This window comes from Dyadobacter fanqingshengii, assembly GCF_023822005.2.
Classification (GTDB): domain Bacteria; phylum Bacteroidota; class Bacteroidia; order Cytophagales; family Spirosomataceae; genus Dyadobacter; species Dyadobacter fanqingshengii.
Map to the genome: position 1 here is coordinate 5015346 of NZ_CP098806.1, position 17474 is coordinate 5032819.

At 43.3% G+C, this 17474-nt stretch carries 19 protein-coding genes; 17 read left to right on the forward strand and 2 right to left on the reverse strand.

Annotated features, from left to right (window positions below; genetic code table 11):
* Positions 1-30: 30 nt before the first annotated feature.
* The 14 genes from rplM to ftsZ all read left to right on the forward strand — a co-directional run bounded on the left by rplM (position 31) and on the right by ftsZ (position 13761).
* Positions 31-474: a 50S ribosomal protein L13 gene (gene rplM / locus NFI81_RS20980; RefSeq protein WP_138283238.1), complete on the forward strand. Its 444-nt coding sequence runs from the start codon at positions 31-33 to the stop codon at positions 472-474.
* A 3-nt stretch (positions 475-477) separates the two neighbouring features.
* Complete coding sequence (gene rpsI, locus NFI81_RS20985; RefSeq protein ID WP_234605709.1) at positions 478-864, forward strand: 30S ribosomal protein S9; 387 nt, start codon at positions 478-480, stop codon at positions 862-864.
* Between the two features lie 81 nt (positions 865-945).
* Positions 946-1776, forward strand: a complete 831-nt coding sequence (rpsB, locus tag NFI81_RS20990; protein ID WP_234615168.1) for a 30S ribosomal protein S2 — start codon at positions 946-948, stop codon at positions 1774-1776.
* Between the two features lie 185 nt (positions 1777-1961).
* On the forward strand, positions 1962-2798 hold the full coding sequence (gene tsf / locus NFI81_RS20995) for a translation elongation factor Ts (protein ID WP_234615167.1): 837 nt from the start codon (positions 1962-1964) through the stop codon (positions 2796-2798).
* Positions 2799-2933: 135 nt separating this feature from the next.
* Entirely contained in the window at positions 2934-3530 is a 597-nt protein-coding gene (locus NFI81_RS21000; protein WP_234615166.1) for an RNA polymerase sigma factor, read from the forward strand.
* 103 nt (positions 3531-3633) lie between these two features.
* Positions 3634-4557 carry a DUF3078 domain-containing protein gene (locus tag NFI81_RS21005; RefSeq protein ID WP_234615165.1) on the forward strand — a complete coding sequence of 308 codons (924 nt, stop codon included), beginning with the start codon at positions 3634-3636 and terminating at the stop codon, positions 4555-4557.
* A gap of 25 nt (positions 4558-4582) precedes the next feature.
* Positions 4583-4915, forward strand: a complete 333-nt coding sequence (gene mscL / locus NFI81_RS21010; protein ID WP_234615164.1) for a large-conductance mechanosensitive channel protein MscL — start codon at positions 4583-4585, stop codon at positions 4913-4915.
* A 128-nt stretch (positions 4916-5043) separates the two neighbouring features.
* Entirely contained in the window at positions 5044-6411 is a 1368-nt protein-coding gene (gene murD, locus NFI81_RS21015) for a UDP-N-acetylmuramoyl-L-alanine--D-glutamate ligase (protein WP_234615163.1), read from the forward strand.
* 25 nt (positions 6412-6436) lie between these two features.
* A complete protein-coding gene (locus NFI81_RS21020; RefSeq protein WP_234615162.1) occupies positions 6437-7591 on the forward strand; it encodes an FtsW/RodA/SpoVE family cell cycle protein in 1155 nt (384 codons plus the stop codon).
* A gap of 1 nt (position 7592) precedes the next feature.
* Positions 7593-8690: an undecaprenyldiphospho-muramoylpentapeptide beta-N-acetylglucosaminyltransferase gene (murG, locus tag NFI81_RS21025; RefSeq protein ID WP_234615161.1), complete on the forward strand. Its 1098-nt coding sequence runs from the start codon at positions 7593-7595 to the stop codon at positions 8688-8690.
* 33 nt (positions 8691-8723) lie between these two features.
* Positions 8724-10115 carry a UDP-N-acetylmuramate--L-alanine ligase gene (gene murC / locus NFI81_RS21030; protein WP_234615160.1) on the forward strand — a complete coding sequence of 464 codons (1392 nt, stop codon included), beginning with the start codon at positions 8724-8726 and terminating at the stop codon, positions 10113-10115.
* 25 nt (positions 10116-10140) lie between these two features.
* Positions 10141-10917: a cell division protein FtsQ/DivIB gene (locus tag NFI81_RS21035; RefSeq protein ID WP_234615159.1), complete on the forward strand. Its 777-nt coding sequence runs from the start codon at positions 10141-10143 to the stop codon at positions 10915-10917.
* Between the two features lie 15 nt (positions 10918-10932).
* Positions 10933-12291 (forward strand): cell division protein FtsA, encoded by a 1359-nt coding sequence (ftsA, locus tag NFI81_RS21040; protein WP_234615158.1) that lies wholly within the window; start codon positions 10933-10935, stop codon positions 12289-12291.
* A gap of 36 nt (positions 12292-12327) precedes the next feature.
* The gene (ftsZ, locus tag NFI81_RS21045; protein WP_234615157.1) at positions 12328-13761 is read left to right on the forward strand and encodes a cell division protein FtsZ; all 1434 of its coding nucleotides are present in this window, start codon (positions 12328-12330) and stop codon (positions 13759-13761) included.
* A 40-nt stretch (positions 13762-13801) separates the two neighbouring features.
* On the opposite strand, the gene NFI81_RS21050 is transcribed toward ftsZ, so the two are convergent.
* Positions 13802-14344: an NADPH-dependent FMN reductase gene (locus tag NFI81_RS21050; RefSeq protein WP_255717549.1), complete on the reverse strand. Its 543-nt coding sequence runs from the start codon at positions 14342-14344 to the stop codon at positions 13802-13804.
* A 239-nt stretch (positions 14345-14583) separates the two neighbouring features.
* Between NFI81_RS21050 and accD the strand changes: the two genes are divergently transcribed.
* Both accD and NFI81_RS21060 read left to right on the forward strand, forming a co-directional pair.
* Positions 14584-15426 (forward strand): acetyl-CoA carboxylase, carboxyltransferase subunit beta, encoded by an 843-nt coding sequence (accD, locus tag NFI81_RS21055; protein WP_234615156.1) that lies wholly within the window; start codon positions 14584-14586, stop codon positions 15424-15426.
* Position 15427: 1 nt separating this feature from the next.
* Positions 15428-16405, forward strand: a complete 978-nt coding sequence (locus tag NFI81_RS21060) for a radical SAM protein (protein ID WP_234615155.1) — start codon at positions 15428-15430, stop codon at positions 16403-16405.
* Here the strand turns inward: NFI81_RS21060 and NFI81_RS21065 are convergent.
* Entirely contained in the window at positions 16402-16887 is a 486-nt protein-coding gene (locus tag NFI81_RS21065; protein ID WP_234615154.1) for a nuclear transport factor 2 family protein, read from the reverse strand. The two genes, NFI81_RS21060 and NFI81_RS21065, sit on opposite strands and share 4 nt — an antisense overlap.
* Positions 16888-16947: 60 nt before the next feature.
* On the opposite strand from NFI81_RS21065, the gene smpB reads away from it, so the two are divergent.
* A complete protein-coding gene (smpB, locus tag NFI81_RS21070) occupies positions 16948-17406 on the forward strand; it encodes an SsrA-binding protein SmpB (RefSeq protein WP_234615153.1) in 459 nt (152 codons plus the stop codon).
* Positions 17407-17474: the final 68 nt, after the last annotated feature.

Consider the following 17474-nt stretch of genomic DNA (forward strand, 5'->3'; position numbering starts at 1 on the left):
ATTGAAAATCAATTAAAATTTTTGTTAATCGTGGATACGTTAAGCTACAAAACCATCTCGGCGAACAAAAACACAGTGAACAAGGAGTGGGTTGTTGTGGATGCTCAGGATGCAATTTTAGGCCGTTTGGCTAGCGAAGTTGCTAAAATTATCAGAGGCAAGCACAAGGCAAGTTACACTCCTCATGTGGACTGTGGTGATAATGTTATCATTATCAACGCCGATAAAATCAAGTTGACAGGAAAGAAAATGACGGACAAAATTTATGTTCGCCACACAGGTTATCCAGGAGGTCAGCGTTTTCAAACTCCTCGCGAGTTGCTCGAAAAACACCCAGGTCGTGTAATCGAGAAAGCCGTAAGAGGCATGCTTCCAAAGAATCGTTTGGGACGTCGTTTATTCACAAATCTGTTTGTTTATGCTGATGCAACACATCCGCACAGCGCTCAGCAACCAAAAGAAATCAAGTTGTAATTCATGGAAGTGATCAACAAAATAGGTAGGAGAAAAACTGCTGTGGCCCGTATTTATATGACGCCCGGCAAAGGAGATATTAAGGTTAACGGACGCGATTACAAGGAATATTTTCCTTTTGAAGTGCACCAAATCGTTCTTCAACAGCCTTTTGCTGTTATCAGCGGAGGCAATGGTTATGATCTTAAAGTCAATGTAAGAGGTGGTGGGATTTCAGGACAGGCGGAAGCAATCCGTATGGCTATTTCCCGTGCACTTTGCGAATATAACGGAGAGTTCCGCGGTGCGTTGAAAAAAGAAGGATTTCTTACCCGTGACCCTCGTATGGTTGAACGTAAGAAATACGGACGCGCTAAGGCTCGTAAGAGATTCCAGTTCTCGAAACGTTAATAAAAAGTCCAGACAGTACTTATCGTGCCCGATGTGCTGTGCTGCGTAAACTAAAACATTTTTTTAAAACTCAATTTGGCAATGGCACAAATAGAATATAAGGAATTATTGGATGCAGGTGTACACTTTGGTCACCTTACCCGCAAGTGGGATCCACGCATGGCTCCATACATTTTCATGGAGAAAAACGGGATCCACATCATTGACCTGAATAAAACTTTGAGCTGCATCGATCAGGCGGAAGCCGCTTTGAAGCAGATCGTTCGTTCAGGACGTAAGATCATGTTTGTTGCTACTAAAAAACAAGCGCAGGAAATCGTAACGGAAGAGGCGAAACGCCTTAAAATGCCTTACGTAACTGATCGCTGGTTGGGTGGTATGCTTACAAACTTCGGCACAATTCGCAAGTCTTTGAAAAAAATGCAGACTCTTGAGAAGATGCTAAAAGACGAAACCACGGTTAGCAATATAGCGAAGAGAGAACGCCTGATGCTTACACGTGAAAAGGATAAATTGGAAAGAGTGTTAGGTGGTGTAGCTGACCTGACCCGTCTTCCGGCTGCCCTTTTCATCGTTGATGTAAAACGCGAGCACATTGCAGTTTCAGAAGCAAAAAGATTGAACATACCCATCTTTGCGATCTGCGACACCAACTCAAACCCAGAACTGGTTGACTTCCCGATCCCAAGTAATGATGATGCTTACAAAGCCATCTCATTGATCACTTTGGCAATTGGAAAAGCAATTGAAGAAGGTTTGATGGAACGCAAACAAGATAAAGACGATCAGCGCATGGTAGAGGAAGAAGAAGCGAAACGTCAGGTTGACAAAGGCAACGAAGAAGCAGCACCTGCTGCACCTCGTGAGGAAGCTCCTGCGGAGACAAGTGTTGCTGAAAGTGATGAAGAGTAATCAGGGCGATATGGAATAGGTTTCGGCCTCTTCCTGTCTCAACAGATAAAAGTAGCCCATAGCCCTTTTGCTATGGGCTACAGTTTTTTAAAATTCAACCGGAAGCGGATTTCTTAACTGTTTTCTAACATTTCGGTAACAGCCGTTTCCAAGCAAATCAGTAATAATCAATACTAAAATAGATCATGGCAATTACCGCACAAGATGTAAACAAACTCCGCCAAATGACTGGCGCGGGCATGATGGATTGTAAAAAAGCGCTTCAGGAAGCTGATGGCGATTTTGACAAAGCCGTTGATATTCTTCGTAAGCAAGGACAAAAAGTAGCAGCAAAACGTGCTGATAACGCAGTTTCAGAGGGAACAGTGGTTGTAGCGATCAGCGCTGACGGAACAAATGGTAAGTTGATCGCATTTGCTTGCGAAACTGAGCCGGTTTCTAATGTTGAAGATTTTAAAAATCTTGCGCAAAGCATTTTGGACAAAGCAGTTGCAGACAACATTGCGGATAAAGACGCTTTGCTTTCATCAACATTGTCTGACGGCCGTCCGGTAAGTGAGCACATCGTTGACCTGGTTGGAAAGCTTGGTGAAAAACTTGAAATCACTGCTTACGAAAATGTAACAGCTGACAAAGTTGTTCCTTATATCCACTCCAATGGCAAATTGGGCGTTTTGGTAGCATTTGAAGGTGTGAACGGAACAGATGTTAGCGAGCTTGGAAAAGACGTTGCAATGCAGATCGCCGCAATGAAGCCAATCGCATTGGATAAGGATGAAGTTGATTCAGCAACGGTTGAGCGTGAAATCGAAGTGGGTAAGGAACAAGCAAGAGCAGAAGGTAAGCCAGAAGCAATGCTTGAGAAAATCGCGCAAGGAAAACTTCAAAAATTCTATAAGGATAACACCTTGTTGAATCAGGAATTCGTAAAGGATTCTTCGCTAACGATCCGCCAGTTACTAGAGAATACTGCAAAGGGGTTAACAGTAAAATCTTTCAAAAGAGTCGCAATCGGCGCTTAGGAAGCTCTTCTTATAAAATAATATTGACAACGCCTGGTATGTATTTGTATACCAGGCGTTGTTTTTTAATATTTACAAAAAATTAATTAATCCATTAATTTTTTGGACACACACTATCAGTGATATTGATTTAAGATGGTTGACACATTCGCAGATTATGCATCGCATAATGTAACAGACGAGGAATTGGTTGAGCTTTTTCTAAAATCCGGGAATAACCGATATTTTGAGAAACTTTACGACCGATACGCGCTCAAAGTGTTTCAAAAATGCCTTTCATTAACACGAGACGCAGGCCGCGCTGAGGATCTCACCCACGATGTGTTCCTTAAATTGGTATTTAAACTGAATACCTTCAAGAAAGGCGCAAAATTCTCCACCTGGCTTTATTCGGTTACGTATAATCATTGCATGGACTTAATGCGGTCCAACAAAAAGCGGGTAATAACCGTACATCAGGAGAGCGCAGATTGCATTGAACATATGGATCTCGATAACCTTTTTGGGGTTGAAGAGGTTGATTCAAAAATATTACGACAGGCGCTGGACCAATTACAGCCCGAAGAAAAAAGCCTTCTTTACCTGAAGTATATGGATGACCGAAGCATCCGTTACATTGCTGGAAGATCCCAGTTAACAGAAAGCGCAGTTAAAATGCGGCTTATGCGCTCTCGTGAGAAGCTTAGGCGCGTATATCTGGAAATTGCATATTTGTGGAATTTCTGCAAATAGTTATGAATTTTGAGAATCTATTAATTACTTACAGCCGCGAGCCCTCTTCCCTCACGGGTTTTAAAAGTGAACCTATCATCTTTATTCACTAAAAACATTAGAAATGAGCGGAAAACTTCGACGCTACCTATTAATCATTACGCTGTTTACATTAACATTGCCTGGTTTTGCACAAACCGTCGACCTTAGCAACTCCCTGAATGCCGGAAAATTAAAGACACCCGGCGACACCGCATGGAAAAAGATTGAATTTGGGATTAATTTAAATCAAGGCTCATTCAGTTCTAACTGGACAGGCGGAGGTGTTAACTCAGTTGCACTGGGTTTGTTTTTTAATGCCCTGAACGAAAAGATAGTAGGCAAGAATGCCTGGCGGAACGACTTCCAGTCCCAATACGGGATTGTTAGGAACAAAGGACAGCAAAGCCGCAAAAATGTTGACCGGATATTTTTTGATACAAAATATAACAGGTCCATTGGGGCTAAATGGAGCCTTTTTGCTAATCTCAATTTTCTTTCGCAGTTTGGCGACGGTTATAATTACTCTGCTGCTCCCGACTCAACCGATGTAAAAAGGAAGGTCTCGGGAATATTTTCGCCCGCTTATGTGACGGAAGCCATCGGGATAGAATACCGTCCGGCTCCCTATTTTTTCATTGACTTTGCACCCGGGGCATTGCGGCAAACCATTGTTTTGGACAGGAATTTATATGTCAACACACCAAACCAGAATAACTATGGCGTCCCGATCGGAAAAAGGGTTAGGACAGAGGCTGCACTGATACAGATTGTTGCCAACTTCGATAAGGACATTGCGAAGGATGTGAACCTTAAATTCAGATATCTGATGTTTGCGAGTTTCAAACATCCGGGAAATATTGATAATCGTCTGGATGCCATGCTGACGGCCAAAATTAACAAGTATGTAAATGTAAATCTGGGAGCTATTATGGTATATGATGACGACCAGAGTGATAAAGTGCAATTTGCGCAGGCTTTAAGCATCGGATTTTTATACTCATTCTAATTGTTCCAACTAACCTCGACTTATTATGCTGCAGGAATTCAAAATTTTTATTGCTAAGGGGAATGTTCTCGATTTAGCTGTCGGTGTTGTTATTGGTGCCTCTTTTGCCAAAATTACAACTTCACTCGTTGAAGACATTATTAACCCGGTTTTAGGTTTGTTGATAGGCGGCGTGGATTTTACCCAGCTGAAAATTGTATTGAAGGAAGCCGTTGGTAAAACCCCGGAAGTTGCTATCAAATATGGTAATTTCATTCAGGTTTTAATTCAGTTTATCATCATTGCCTGGGTTATATTTATGGTCGTGAAACTCGCCAACCGGCTCCGTATTTCCGAATCACTTGTTAAAAAAGAGTAAATATTCCTTTACAAAAACAGTAAAACGAGGTGCATCTGATGTGCCTCGTTTTTTATTGAGTTATTAATTTAATAGGCAAAATTTTTTTCTGGAAAAGATTTACCTTCGTGTCTAGTGCCGTTTGTTTAATGTTTAAAAGTAGTCTTGTGCAAAAAAAGGTCGTTATTTTGGGTGGAGGAGAAAGCGGCACCGGAGCCGCAATCCTGGCCAAGTCCAAAGGTTTTGATGTGTTTTTGTCAGATCGTGGCCAATTGAACCAGAAATACATTGACATCCTTCACCGTGAAAACATTCCATTTGAGCAGGGAATTCATTCAGAATCAAGGGTTTTAGAAAGTGACCTGATCATCAAAAGCCCGGGTATTCCCGATACAGTCGCGCTGATCGTTGCATTGAAGGAAAAAGGGATTCCGGTTATTTCAGAGATCGAATTTGCATCCCGCTACACTTCGGCCAAACTGATTGCCATAACAGGCAGCAACGGCAAAACCACCACGACGCTTCTTACTTATCATCTTCTGAAAAATGCGGGGCTGAATGTTGGATTGGCAGGGAACATTGGCGACAGTTTTGCCTGGCAGGTTGCCGAAAAGCAATTCGACTATTATGTGTTGGAAATCAGCAGTTTTCAGTTAGATAATATTCAGGGTTTTCATCCGCAAATTGCTGTTCTGCTCAACATTACACCGGATCACCTGGATCGCTACGCGTATAATTTCCAGAACTACATTGATTCAAAGTTCAAAATCGTTCAAAATCAAACGGCAGCAGATCATCTCATTTACTTTGATGATAGTGAAGTGATCGTGGCTGAGCTCTCGAAACGAAACATTGATTCTCAAAAAATAAAAATATCGCTTGCCAATAAATTGTCAGAAGGTGCTTACCTGGACGGAGGGAAACTGACATCCAATGCTCCTAACGGAACATTTGAGCAAAACTTTGAAGAATTGCCTATTAAAGGCCCGCATAATGCGATTAATGCACTGGCAGCAATATCGGTTGCGCAGCTGGTGGGAGTGAGTTCGGAGAAAATTTCCGAAGGATTAAAATCCTTTACCAATGCGCCACACAGGCTTGAAGAAGTGGAAGTTATCGACGAAGTGACATACATTAACGACTCCAAAGCAACCAATGTGGATTCCGTTTTTTACGCGTTAGGCAGTTTCGAAAGGCCGATCGTTTTAATAGCTGGAGGGGTTGACAAAGGAAATGATTATAGCCAGATCGAAACGCTTGTGCGTAATAAAGTGAAGGCTTTGATAGTTCTTAGTAAAGATTTCGAAAAGTTGGAAAGTTACTTTTCAGGAATTGTCCCTCAAATATACATAACCCAGGATGTCCAGGCTGCGGTCGATAAGGCGCAGGAATGGAGTGTTCCGGGTGATATTGTACTTCTTTCTCCTGCCTGTGCAAGTTTTGATTTATTCAAAAACTATGAGGACAGGGGTGAAAAATTCAAAGCTGCGGTCAGAAATCTAACCAGTCAAAAATAATCATTAAGTAATACCGGTCACCCATATGGATTTCTTGCTAAAATCAAGAGAAGACACGCAGGCATGGTTCAGCAAAAACCTGAAAGGCGATCCCTGGATTTGGGGAATTTGCATTGTAATGCTGATGTGGAGCATTGTGGTGGTGTATAGCGCCAGTGTGAAGGACGCGTACAGCCAGATGGACGGGAACACGGAATACTATCTTTACAAACATGTCCTGCTATGCTTTCTTTCGCTGATGGTCATGTATTTCGTCCATCGCATTCCTTATATAAAATTTGTCTACGTTACCAGGCTTGCAGTATGGAGTTCCATATTGCTTTTGATTTTCACTATGTTTTTTGGAACATCCGTTAATGATGCCGCCAGATGGATTGAAATTCCGGTAATCGGTCAACGTTTTCAGCCTTCGGAGTGGGCAAAGGTTGCGTTAATCGCCCATTTGTCCTTAATCCTCGCAAGACACATTAAGGGTGGCTGGAATACGAGGGAGCTCTTTACCGAGCCGCTTGCGCTGGTAGGAATCGTTTGCGGGCTGATATTTACAAGTAATGTTTCCACGGCCGTAATGCTGGCCGGCATTTGCTTTCTCTTAATGTTCGTGGGTAAAGTTCCGCTGCATTATTTATTCTTTACGGCATTTGGCCTTGTTTTCTTCGCGACTATTGCCATTTTGCTCAATTCCACGCAAAGATCAGGAACCGCACAAAACCGGATCTCAGCGTTTTTTGACAAAGATGTTGTCGTATATCAATCCCAGCAATCTTACATGGCCATGGCCCGGGGTGGATTATACGGAGAAGGTGTTGCCAAAAGCCGTCAGCGCCGCTTCCTGCCAGAGCCTCAGAAAGATTTTATTTTCGCAGTTGCCGTGGAAGAATACGGCACATTGGGCGGAACCATCCTGATTGTCCTTTATCTCATTCTTTTATACCGGGGCTTAAAAGCCATTGAAGCGACGAAACGACCCTTTGGTGGACTGCTTTCCGCGGGACTCACATTCATTGTCGTCAGCCAGGCGTTTTCGGCCATGGCAGTTACGGTCGGGCTTGTGCCGGTTACCGGGCAAACATTACCATTTTTCAGTCAGGGCGGAACGTCTTTGCTCTTCACCGGCATCGCTATGGGTATGATCCTGAGCGTGAGCCGCGGGGAAACAGTGGAGGAGAAAAAGATATAAGATGTCGAAAAAAGTGATTATCAGCGGCGGTGGCACCGGAGGGCACATTTACCCTGCGATTGCAATAGCCAATGCTTTACAGAAAAAAGACCCGGATCTCGAAGTGCTTTTTGTGGGCGCTTTGGGCAAAATGGAAATGGAAAAAGTGCCGCGTGCAGGTTTTGAGATCGTAGGCTTACCCATTGCCGGTTTGAAAAGGTCGTTGTCACTGGATAATCTCCTCGTTCCCTTTAAGCTTATCAACAGCTTATCGAAAGCCAAAGGCATTATTGAGGATTTTAAACCCGACGTTGCGGTGGGAGTGGGCGGTTTTGCAAGCGGCCCTTTGCTGATGATGGCTTCGCTGGCAGGAATTCCAACATTAATTCAGGAACAAAATTCCTATGCGGGGATTACCAATAAGTTTTTGGGTAAAAAAGCCAGAAAAATTTGCGTGGCTTACCCGGGAATGGAAGCGTTTTTCCCATCCGATAAAATAGCGCTTTTGGGGAATCCGGTCAGGAGCGACATTGTGGATGTATCCGCAAGAAATAAAGAGGCACTGGTTGAATTTGGGTTAAATGGTGCGCATAAGACATTGTTTGTTATGGGCGGCAGCCTGGGGGCAAGGTCTATTAATGAGGCCATTAATGCTGGTCTGCCCAACTTATTGGAAGCAGGTTATCAGGTGCTGTGGCAAACAGGAAGAGGCTATATAGACACGGCTAAACAAACCATTGCAACCCTGGGAACTGATAAAGTAAAAGCCTTCGATTTTATTTACACAATGGATCTGGCTTATGCAGTCGCAGATGTTGTGATTTCAAGAGCGGGCGCATTGTCTGTTTCTGAATTATGTCTTGCAGCCAAACCTTCGATACTTGTTCCTTTTCCGGCCGCTGCGGAGGATCATCAGACCAAGAATGCCTTGACATTGGTGGAACAGGATGCAGCAATAATGATCAAGGATTCTAAAACCATGCAGGAGCTTGTTCCTCAGGCGCTTGAACTGCTGAAAGACATTGTCAAACAGGACGAATTAAAGCTGAATATCCGGAAGCTTGCACGGCCGAATGCTGCCGATGATATCGCAGCAGAAGTTTTTAAATTAATCAAGTAAATAATCTCAGGAATCGATCTTATGTCATCATCTATGACAAATTGGAAATACATATATTTTGTTGGCATCGGCGGAATAGGCATGAGCGCGCTGGCCCGATGGTTTAAGGCCAATGGATTTAATGTGGCCGGTTATGATAAGACCCTAACGACATTAGTCCAAAAATTAATGGACGAAAACATTTCGGTTACGCTTGAAGACGAGACTGGCACCATTCCTGCTGAATTTACTGCAAATCCTGATGAAACGCTTGTGATTTATACGCCGGCCGTTCCGGTCCAGCATAAGCAAATGATTTATTTCCGTGATAACAACTTCCTGATTTTGAAGCGTTCCCAGGTTTTGGGTCTGTTAACCAAAAATCTCAGGACAATCGGTGTTGCCGGGACACATGGAAAAACGACAACTTCCTCGATGGTAGCGCACATACTACGCCATGCGAAGGTGAACAGCACAGCTTTTTTGGGAGGGATTACTCAGAATTATGGGACAAATTTGCTGCTTAATGAGCCAACGGACAACTTGGAAGAGGTTTTCTGTGTGGTTGAAGCAGACGAATTTGACAGGTCTTTTTTAACATTATTTCCTGAAATAGCCATTGTTACTTCAACAGACGCAGACCATCTGGATATTTACGGAAAACATGAGGCCGTTTTGGAATCGTTTCGTGACTATGTGAGCCAGATCGATGACGATGGCGTGCTTTTTATGAGGGAAGGATTGGAATTGGCATCGTCCACAAAGGCCAGAGTCTTTACCTATTCGCTAAATTCAGGTGCTTATCATTCGACAAACATTCATATTAAAAATGCCCGTTTCGTATTTGACCTGATCCATCCCGATGGAAAAATAGAAGGCATAGCAATGAAGATTCCGGGTTATCATAACATTGAAAATTCAATAGCGGCGAGCGCAGTTGCTTTGTATTTAGGAGTTGAATCCGACAAAATTAAAGAAGCACTGGAAAATTATGGTGGCGTAAAACGCCGCTTTGAATATCAGCTGGAAGAGGATGGACACATTTACATTGACGATTACGCGCATCATCCGACGGAAATTGAAGCATTTCTTTCTTCGGTCAAAGGATTATATCCGGGAAGGCATGTGACGGCCATTTTTCAGCCGCACCTTTTCACCCGCACCCGCGATTTTGCAGAAGGCTTTGCAGAAAGCCTGTCACTGGCAGACCGGCTGCTTTTACTGGAAATTTATCCTGCAAGAGAATTGCCAATCGAGGGAGTGAATTCGGAAATGCTTATGGAAAGGATAACGGCAAAGGAGAAACAACTTATTACTAAAGATAAAGTTTTGAGCGTTTTAGCTGATTTAAATACGGATATTGTGGTTACAATTGGGGCCGGAGACATTGATACATTGGTGGAACCAATCAGGAACTTGCTGAAAGATTCAATTGTGAATAATTAGTCAAAGCATTTTTAATATTACTAAGATGTTACGTAAATTTGACTATCCGTGGCTTTTGTTAAAACGCAGTTTGTGGCTCATTTTGCCAATAGCCGGGATAGGCATGGCAGAAAATAAGCTTGGTAATCAGCGTTGTACAAATCTTGTGATAGCCATAGAAGGAGATTCAGGCACACGGTTCCTTAATCAGATGGACGTGCGGATGCTGGTTACTGAAAATGGCGCAGATCCCCTGTTAGGCAGCAGGTTAAGCGATGTTGCACTGAATGATCTCGAAAACCGGGTTCGCAGAAATAAGCTGATCAGGAAATGTCAGGTTTATCGTGATCTGAAGGGAAATGTGGTGGTGGAGGTTGAACAGGAAAGGCCGCTGGCGAGATGGATCAACACTTCTGAAAATGGTGAAATGCGCAATTCATCTGGTTACTATATCAGTGATGAGGGTGTTTTTTTTCCGTTATCGGATAGTTATTCTGCAAGAGCATTGCTGGTATCCGGTTCTTTTTTTAGCGATGCGGAAAAATTGAAAACGACCAAAGGGGCTTCATTAATGGAGCTTTTGCGTTTTTTAAATACGGATCCGTTTTGGAAGGCACAAGTTGCGCAACTGAATGCAGATAAAGATGGTGAAATCTCTTTTATGACGGTCCTGGGTGATCAGCGCATTGAATTTGGGACAGCAGAAAATTACGTATCCAAGTTCAACAAGCTTAAAATGTTTTACAACGAGATACTGAGCCAGGACTGGAGCAGGTATAAAAAAATTAGTATTAAGTTTCAGAATCAAATAGTTTGTGAATAATAATTCACCATCAGCATGGCACACGACAAAATTGTAGTAGGCGTAGATATTGGGAGCACGAAAATTACCGTGGTTGCTGCACAGGGAGCCGCATCGGGTTCCCGTCAAAACAATATTGAAATTTTAGGTTTTAGCGAAGTTCCTGTTCCGAAAGGCGCAGTTGTAAATGGAGCCGTTGAAAATATAAAACAGGTAGGAAGCGCGGTCCGGGAAGCACTTGCCGAGGCATCTTCCCGTTCAGACCTTGATATTGCTGTGGTGAATGTGAGTTTTGGCGGCACACAGGTGAAAGTTAGCCATCACAATGATGGCGTTATCCGACCTTCTGCATCTTCCGGAGAAGAAGTTACGCAAAGAGATGTAGACCAGCTGGTGGACGACATGTACCGGGCCAAAATTGAGCCTAATTATGACGTATTACATGTGTTGCCGATGGAATTTGTGGTAGATAATTCCATGAATGTGCGTGAACCCGTAGGCAGGACAGGTATCAAACTGGGAGGTAACTTTCTGATCATTTCGGCAAACAGCCAATCGGTTTTACGCACGAAGAAGAGTTTGGCTGACGCAGACCAAAATCTAAAATGTGATAAAATGGTTTTTGCACCGCTGGCCACCAGTCTTGCGGTTTTGAATGAAAATGAGACAAAAGCCGGCATTGCGCTGGTTGATATCGGCGACCATACTACGGACCTCGTTATATATCATGACAGCATTGTACGCCATATCGCCACATTTCCGATAGGCGGCAGGCACATTACCAGTGACCTGGCGATCGGCTGCGGCATTCAGGTTGAAAATGCAGAGCGTTTAAAGCAGGAATATGGTGTAGCCATATCTGCCGATGTTCCGCTGAACATTGAAATACTTGTTAACTTTCTGGCAGGCCGCGCTCCAAAGCAGGTTTTAAAGAAAAACGTAGCATTGATCATTGAAGAGCGATTGAAAGAAATCGCAGCGATGGTTTATGCAGAAGTTATAAAATCAGGATATCTTGACAAACTCATTGGCGGCATTGTACTGACGGGGGGCTCTGCCAACATTGACGAGATCGAAAAGCTTTTTGAAAAAGTTACAAATATGTCTGTGCGGGTTGGCTATCCTGAAAACTTGGAAAGAACGGCAAAAGCCGATGCAGTAAGCAATTCTTCATACAGCACAGCCATCGGTTTAGCCTGGGCAGGACTCAGAAACATTGACCCTAGGGTTAAATCTGTATGCAAGCCTGCTACTTCCATAAACACAGGGACTGTTGTACAGCGGGAAAAAGTTAAAGAAGTTACAAAAGAAGAACCAGGCAAGAAGAACGGGACTTTCTGGGACAGTTTTAATAGTATTATCCGTAAAAAAGATGATGGTCTGAGTGACTATTGAAAACAAGGCAATTAAACGCATTCAATCTCCGATAATATGAATAAAAGCTTGTTGCAATCTCTGGACCAGGACTACATTGTAAATGAAATCATTAAAGACCAGCCCACCGGCGAACACCAGGAAGAACCGGCGATTATCAAGGTAATTGGTGTTGGGGGTGGGGGAAGCAATGCTGTAAACTACATGTTTGAAAGAAAGATCAAAGATGTAGAGTTTGCAGTTTGTAATACAGATCGCCAGGCGCTTGCCAATAGTCCTGTGCCCGTGAAAATCCAGCTCGGTGCTACATTAACGCAAGGTTTGGGAGCGGGAACGGATGCTACCAAAGGCAAGGAAGCCGCTTTGGAAACGATAGAGGAAATCAAAGCGCTGCTCGGCGGATCAACCCAAATGGTGTTTATTACTGCCGGTATGGGTGGTGGAACCGGAACTGGAGCTGCCCCTGTCATTGCGCAGCTCGCAAAGGAAATGGGCAAGCTTACAGTAGCCGTTGTAACAGCACCTTATACATGGGAAGGCCTCGACAAAAAAGAGCAGGCACTGGAAGGAATTGAACAACTGAAAGAGTACAGTGACACCGTGCTGGTGGTTTTGAATGATAAGCTGGAAGAGCTTTACGAGGATATGACGCTGACACAGGCTTTTGCAGAGGCGGACGGAATTCTTCTGAATGCTGTAAAAAGTATTTCCGAGATTATCACGACAAACGGAAATATCAACACAGACTTTAAAGACGTTGAGAAGGTCCTTAAAAATGCCGGACAATCGGTAATGGGAACGTCTGAGTCAACCGGAGCCGACCGCGCGCAAACGGCTATTAGAGAAGCTTTGGATTCACCGCTTTTGAATGACAGGGATATCCGCGGAGCAAAACGCATCCTCGTAACCTTGGCCACGAGCAAGAAGAAAGAAGCCACGATGAAGGAGCAGCGTGAAATCTGGCGTTATGTGCTATCACAAGTGGGTGGCGAAGCGCGGATGTTCAAGCTGGGAACCATCACGGACGATTCTTTGGGTGATAAATTAAGGGTTACCATTGTTGCCGCAGGATTTGACAGTATTGAGTCGCCGATCCCGGGAATTGAGCTGAAAAACGCCATTAAATCTAAAACGCCCCAGGCAAAACCTGTTGTTGAAGAGATAAAGCCAATTGAAGAACCTGCGTTTGAAGCGGATCTGGTTGTAACCAGCGAATTGGAAGGTGCAACACCAACCGGTCCGATTGAACTGGTCATAGATCGTAACATTATCTCTGACGGATTCTCCACGTTGCCTATCACCGACGTTGAAGGCAATAATGATTGGAATAATGACGAATTCGAAAAGCTGGATGTTATGGTTGCATCCTTTAAAGACGGCCTGGTTAAATACGGGGATCTTGAAGGCCCGGCATTCCGCCGCAGCCGCGTAGAGCTCTGGAAACGCCCGGCAGTTCCAGCCACTGAAATGGAACAGCACTGGTTGAAATAGCATTAAAACAAAATAGGGAGCAAACGCTCCCTATTTTGTTTTAAAAGTGGATCATTTGACCCGCCTGCAATTCCAGAAGCTCTTTATATAAGGCATTGGATATTACGCGTTCATGGTAATGTGTGCGGATCTGGCCAAGTTTTACACGCAATGCCAATGTGTTCATGCCCAAATAACTGAATACGTCGTTCAAATGGCTCAATGCCAACGCAGCACCATGCATATTGGACGATAAGCCCACCAGCGCAGCCTTTTTGTTGGTAAAACTATTAGGATACGGAAGTCCGTCGATAAACGCTTTTAAAACACCCGGGTAGGAACCATTGTATTCGGGGACGATAAAAACGAATTTGTCTGTTTGTTCCAACAAGGATTTCAGGTTATTAAAATCTTCGTTTTTTCCTGAATTTTCGTACATCGCAGATACGGTGAAATCATGCGGCAGGTTTACCAAATCCAGAATTGTACTCGGAGCATTCAGGTTATTTAAAATTTCCTGGTAATAATCAGCTATTTTTCGCGACATGGAATTGGGCCTGTTGGTACCAACGATAATCACGATTGGGGAAGAAGTTGTTGTCATTGAAAACAATAGTATTAGCAGCCGGCATCAATAAAGCCGGTTATTATGGGCTGATTTATTAACAAATTAAGAACAAAATTGTTCAAGTTCCGGCACTAAACAGTTTGTCAATGCGATGATACGGTGTACTTGGTTTCAATATACACGACATTTATTGCTATATTTGAGCCCTACAATCATCATGAAAAGCAGTTAAAGGTCTGATATTCAGGCTTTTTGGTATTAACTCACGTAATAATATGTCCTGGTTTATTCGGAAAGAGAAAGGTATTAATACACCCACCGAAATGAAGCGAGAAGCTCCTGATGGGTTGTGGTACCAGTGTTCTAATTGCAAAAAGATTACGCCTACCAGAGAACATAAGCAGAATGCTTTCACTTGCCCGCATTGCAATTACCACGAAAAAGTGGGTTCTGATGTTTATTTCAACATTTTATTCGACGATAACGAATTTGTAGAGCTCGACGAAAATCTTACGTCAGCCGATCCGCTGCATTTTGTTGATACAAAAGCTTATCCCGACCGCATTAAATCAACCATGCAGAAAACGGGCTTGAAAGATGCGGTGAGAACCGGTTACGGAAAAATGAATGAGCTGGATATTGTGATTGCATGCATGGATTTCAACTTCATTGGCGGGTCAATGGGTTCGGTTGTGGGTGAAAAAATTGCGCGTGCGATCAGCTATGCATTGGAACATAAGCATCCGTTTCTGATGATCTCGAAATCGGGTGGAGCGCGAATGATGGAGGCAGGATTTTCATTGATGCAAATGGCCAAAACATCGGCTCGTTTGGCACAATTATCCAAAGCTAAAGTTCCATATATATCCCTTTTGACAGATCCTACAACGGGCGGTGTAACAGCCTCCTACGCAATGCTGGGTGATTTTAATATTTCCGAACCAGAAGCTTTGATCGGATTTGCTGGTCCACGCGTTATACGGGAGACCATTGGCAAGGATTTGCCAAAAGGATTCCAAAGCGCTGAATTTGTTCTCGAACATGGATTCCTGGATTTCATTGTTGACCGCAAAGACCTGAAAGATAAATTAACCAGCCTGCTCACCATGCTTCGTTGATATGCGTTTGATATCCCATCCGGTCCTTTGCAACTACTATGTGACATATCGCTGCAATGCATCATGTAGTTTCTGCGACATTTGGGAGAAGCCTTCGCCATACATTACGATCGAGAATCTAAGAGAAAATTTAAGGGATTTAAAAAAACTCGGCGTTAAGGTCATTGACTTTACCGGCGGGGAACCACTGCTTCACCGGCAGTTGGAAGTGCTTTTAAAAGAAGCCAAGGACCACGGAATGATCACAACCGTGACAAGCAACGGCTTGCTTTATCCCAAGCAAGCCGAAAAACTCCGCGGGCTTATTGATATGCTTCATTTCTCGCTGGATTCGCCTGATCGTGACGAGCATGATAAATCGAGAGGAGTAAAATGCTTTGACAAAGTGATGGAATCCATTGCAGTAGCAAAGTCACTCGGCGAACGTCCCGATATTATTTTCACTGTGTTTGAAGATAATGTTGGTAAAATAAGACAGTTGTGGGAAGAGGTTTGCCTCCCCAATGATCTCATTCTTATTTTAAATCCTGTTTTTGAATACAACAATGTAGGCTCCAATCTTTCCAAGGAAACATTGAATGAACTGACTTGGTGGGGAAAACAGAAGAACATTTATCTTAATGATGCTTTTGTACAACTCAGACTTGACGGAGGAAATCACGTCGACGATCCGGTTTGCAAGGCTGCCAGCACCACCATTGTCATTTCTCCTGAAAATAAGCTTGTCCTTCCTTGTTATCATTTGGGATTAAAAGATTTTGCAATCGAAGGAAATCTTTTTGATCTCTATCATTCCGACGAAGTCCAAAAGCTTGTTGCGCTCGAAGGGAAATTGCCTGCATGCGAAAGTTGTGCGATCAATTGCTATATGCAACCGTCATTCGCAGTGGAAATGAACAAATACTGGTGGAAAGCGCTTCCCAGCACCATTAAATACAACCGGATTAAAGGCACCTGGAAGCAAATGGTGCGGTTTTAATTATCAAATGAGCATTCTTTTCTTCGCGTATCCGTAACAGATGTGATTTTCCATCCGCTGCTTAGTTTGATTAATGTAAAGACATTGACTCCACAGTGCGAAAATTTATCTCCTAAAAAGAATTTGTAAGGAGCCCAGACAAGGGCCATAGGGCCGTCCACCGAAATCTTAGGATGAAAAATCTGCTCGTCCCACTTTTCAGGATGCGGCGTTCCAACTGCCTTCACAAACCCGTTAATCAAATTCTTCTTTACTGCAATAGAGTCCTTTGGATTTTCAGGGACCGACATCATTGTGGCGCCCAGTGCAAAGGCGTTTCTAACCTTTGTTGAATCTCCCGAACGCATTCCGTCAAACAATGCATTGACTGTGCCCATTATGCCAGGATCATATTGCTGACTGAATGCGCTCGAAGCGCAGAATAGAAAAGAGGAGACCAGCAATGCAAATCTAAAACGGTTCATACGTGCGTGCTTTTTCATTAATTGGTATAGTTTTAACAAAAGCTTAATTTTGAGCCCCTTTTGAATTTGAGAATCAATATGTCTGAAAAAATAGTTAAAAAAGTAGATATTAAAAACCGCAAGGCATCATTCGAATACTTCTTCATTGAGGAGTTTACGGCTGGTATGGCATTGACGGGAACTGAGATAAAGTCGATCAGACAAGGCAAAGTGAATTTCCAGGATGCATACTGCCTGTTCATGGACGGGGAGTTATATATCCGCAGTTTGCACATTTCCCCATACACCGAAGGCACACATTACAATCACGACCCCATGCGTGACCGCAAATTGCTTATTACCAAGCGCGAAAGAAAAAAACTTACGGAAAATCTGAAAGATCAAGGTCTGACGATTATTCCCGTTCGGTTATTCACAAGCGAGCGTGGCCTGGCGAAGCTGCACATTGCCCTGGCAAAGGGTAAGAAACTGTATGACAAGCGTGACTCAATCAAAGAAAGAGATGTAAAGCGCGAGACAGATCGTATGAATTTCTAGCATAATAATTGGATTTGCGGGCGCGTTTTTTTAGGTAAAAATTCCTATATTGTCGGAATTAAATACCT

Bases quoted from the DNA above. Each gene is read 5' to 3' on its own strand.
- murD (WP_234615163.1), top strand. From the start codon at position 5,044: ATGTTTAAAAGTAGTCTTGTGCAAAAAAAGGTCGTTATTTTGGGTGGA.
- rpsI (WP_234605709.1), top strand. From the start codon at position 478: ATGGAAGTGATCAACAAAATAGGTAGGAGAAAAACTGCTGTGGCCCGT.
- rpsB (WP_234615168.1), top strand. From the start codon at position 946: ATGGCACAAATAGAATATAAGGAATTATTGGATGCAGGTGTACACTTT.
- mscL (WP_234615164.1), top strand. From the start codon at position 4,583: ATGCTGCAGGAATTCAAAATTTTTATTGCTAAGGGGAATGTTCTCGAT.
- NFI81_RS21000 (WP_234615166.1), top strand. From the start codon at position 2,934: ATGGTTGACACATTCGCAGATTATGCATCGCATAATGTAACAGACGAG.
- tsf (WP_234615167.1), top strand. From the start codon at position 1,962: ATGGCAATTACCGCACAAGATGTAAACAAACTCCGCCAAATGACTGGC.
- smpB (WP_234615153.1), top strand. From the start codon at position 16,948: ATGTCTGAAAAAATAGTTAAAAAAGTAGATATTAAAAACCGCAAGGCA.
- ftsZ (WP_234615157.1), top strand. From the start codon at position 12,328: ATGAATAAAAGCTTGTTGCAATCTCTGGACCAGGACTACATTGTAAAT.
- NFI81_RS21020 (WP_234615162.1), top strand. From the start codon at position 6,437: ATGGATTTCTTGCTAAAATCAAGAGAAGACACGCAGGCATGGTTCAGC.
- NFI81_RS21065 (WP_234615154.1), bottom strand. From the start codon at position 16,887: ATGAAAAAGCACGCACGTATGAACCGTTTTAGATTTGCATTGCTGGTC.
- NFI81_RS21005 (WP_234615165.1), top strand. From the start codon at position 3,634: ATGAGCGGAAAACTTCGACGCTACCTATTAATCATTACGCTGTTTACA.
- murC (WP_234615160.1), top strand. From the start codon at position 8,724: ATGACAAATTGGAAATACATATATTTTGTTGGCATCGGCGGAATAGGC.
- ftsA (WP_234615158.1), top strand. From the start codon at position 10,933: ATGGCACACGACAAAATTGTAGTAGGCGTAGATATTGGGAGCACGAAA.
- NFI81_RS21035 (WP_234615159.1), top strand. From the start codon at position 10,141: ATGTTACGTAAATTTGACTATCCGTGGCTTTTGTTAAAACGCAGTTTG.
- accD (WP_234615156.1), top strand. From the start codon at position 14,584: ATGTCCTGGTTTATTCGGAAAGAGAAAGGTATTAATACACCCACCGAA.
- NFI81_RS21050 (WP_255717549.1), bottom strand. From the start codon at position 14,344: ATGACAACAACTTCTTCCCCAATCGTGATTATCGTTGGTACCAACAGG.
- murG (WP_234615161.1), top strand. From the start codon at position 7,593: ATGTCGAAAAAAGTGATTATCAGCGGCGGTGGCACCGGAGGGCACATT.
- NFI81_RS21060 (WP_234615155.1), top strand. From the start codon at position 15,428: ATGCGTTTGATATCCCATCCGGTCCTTTGCAACTACTATGTGACATAT.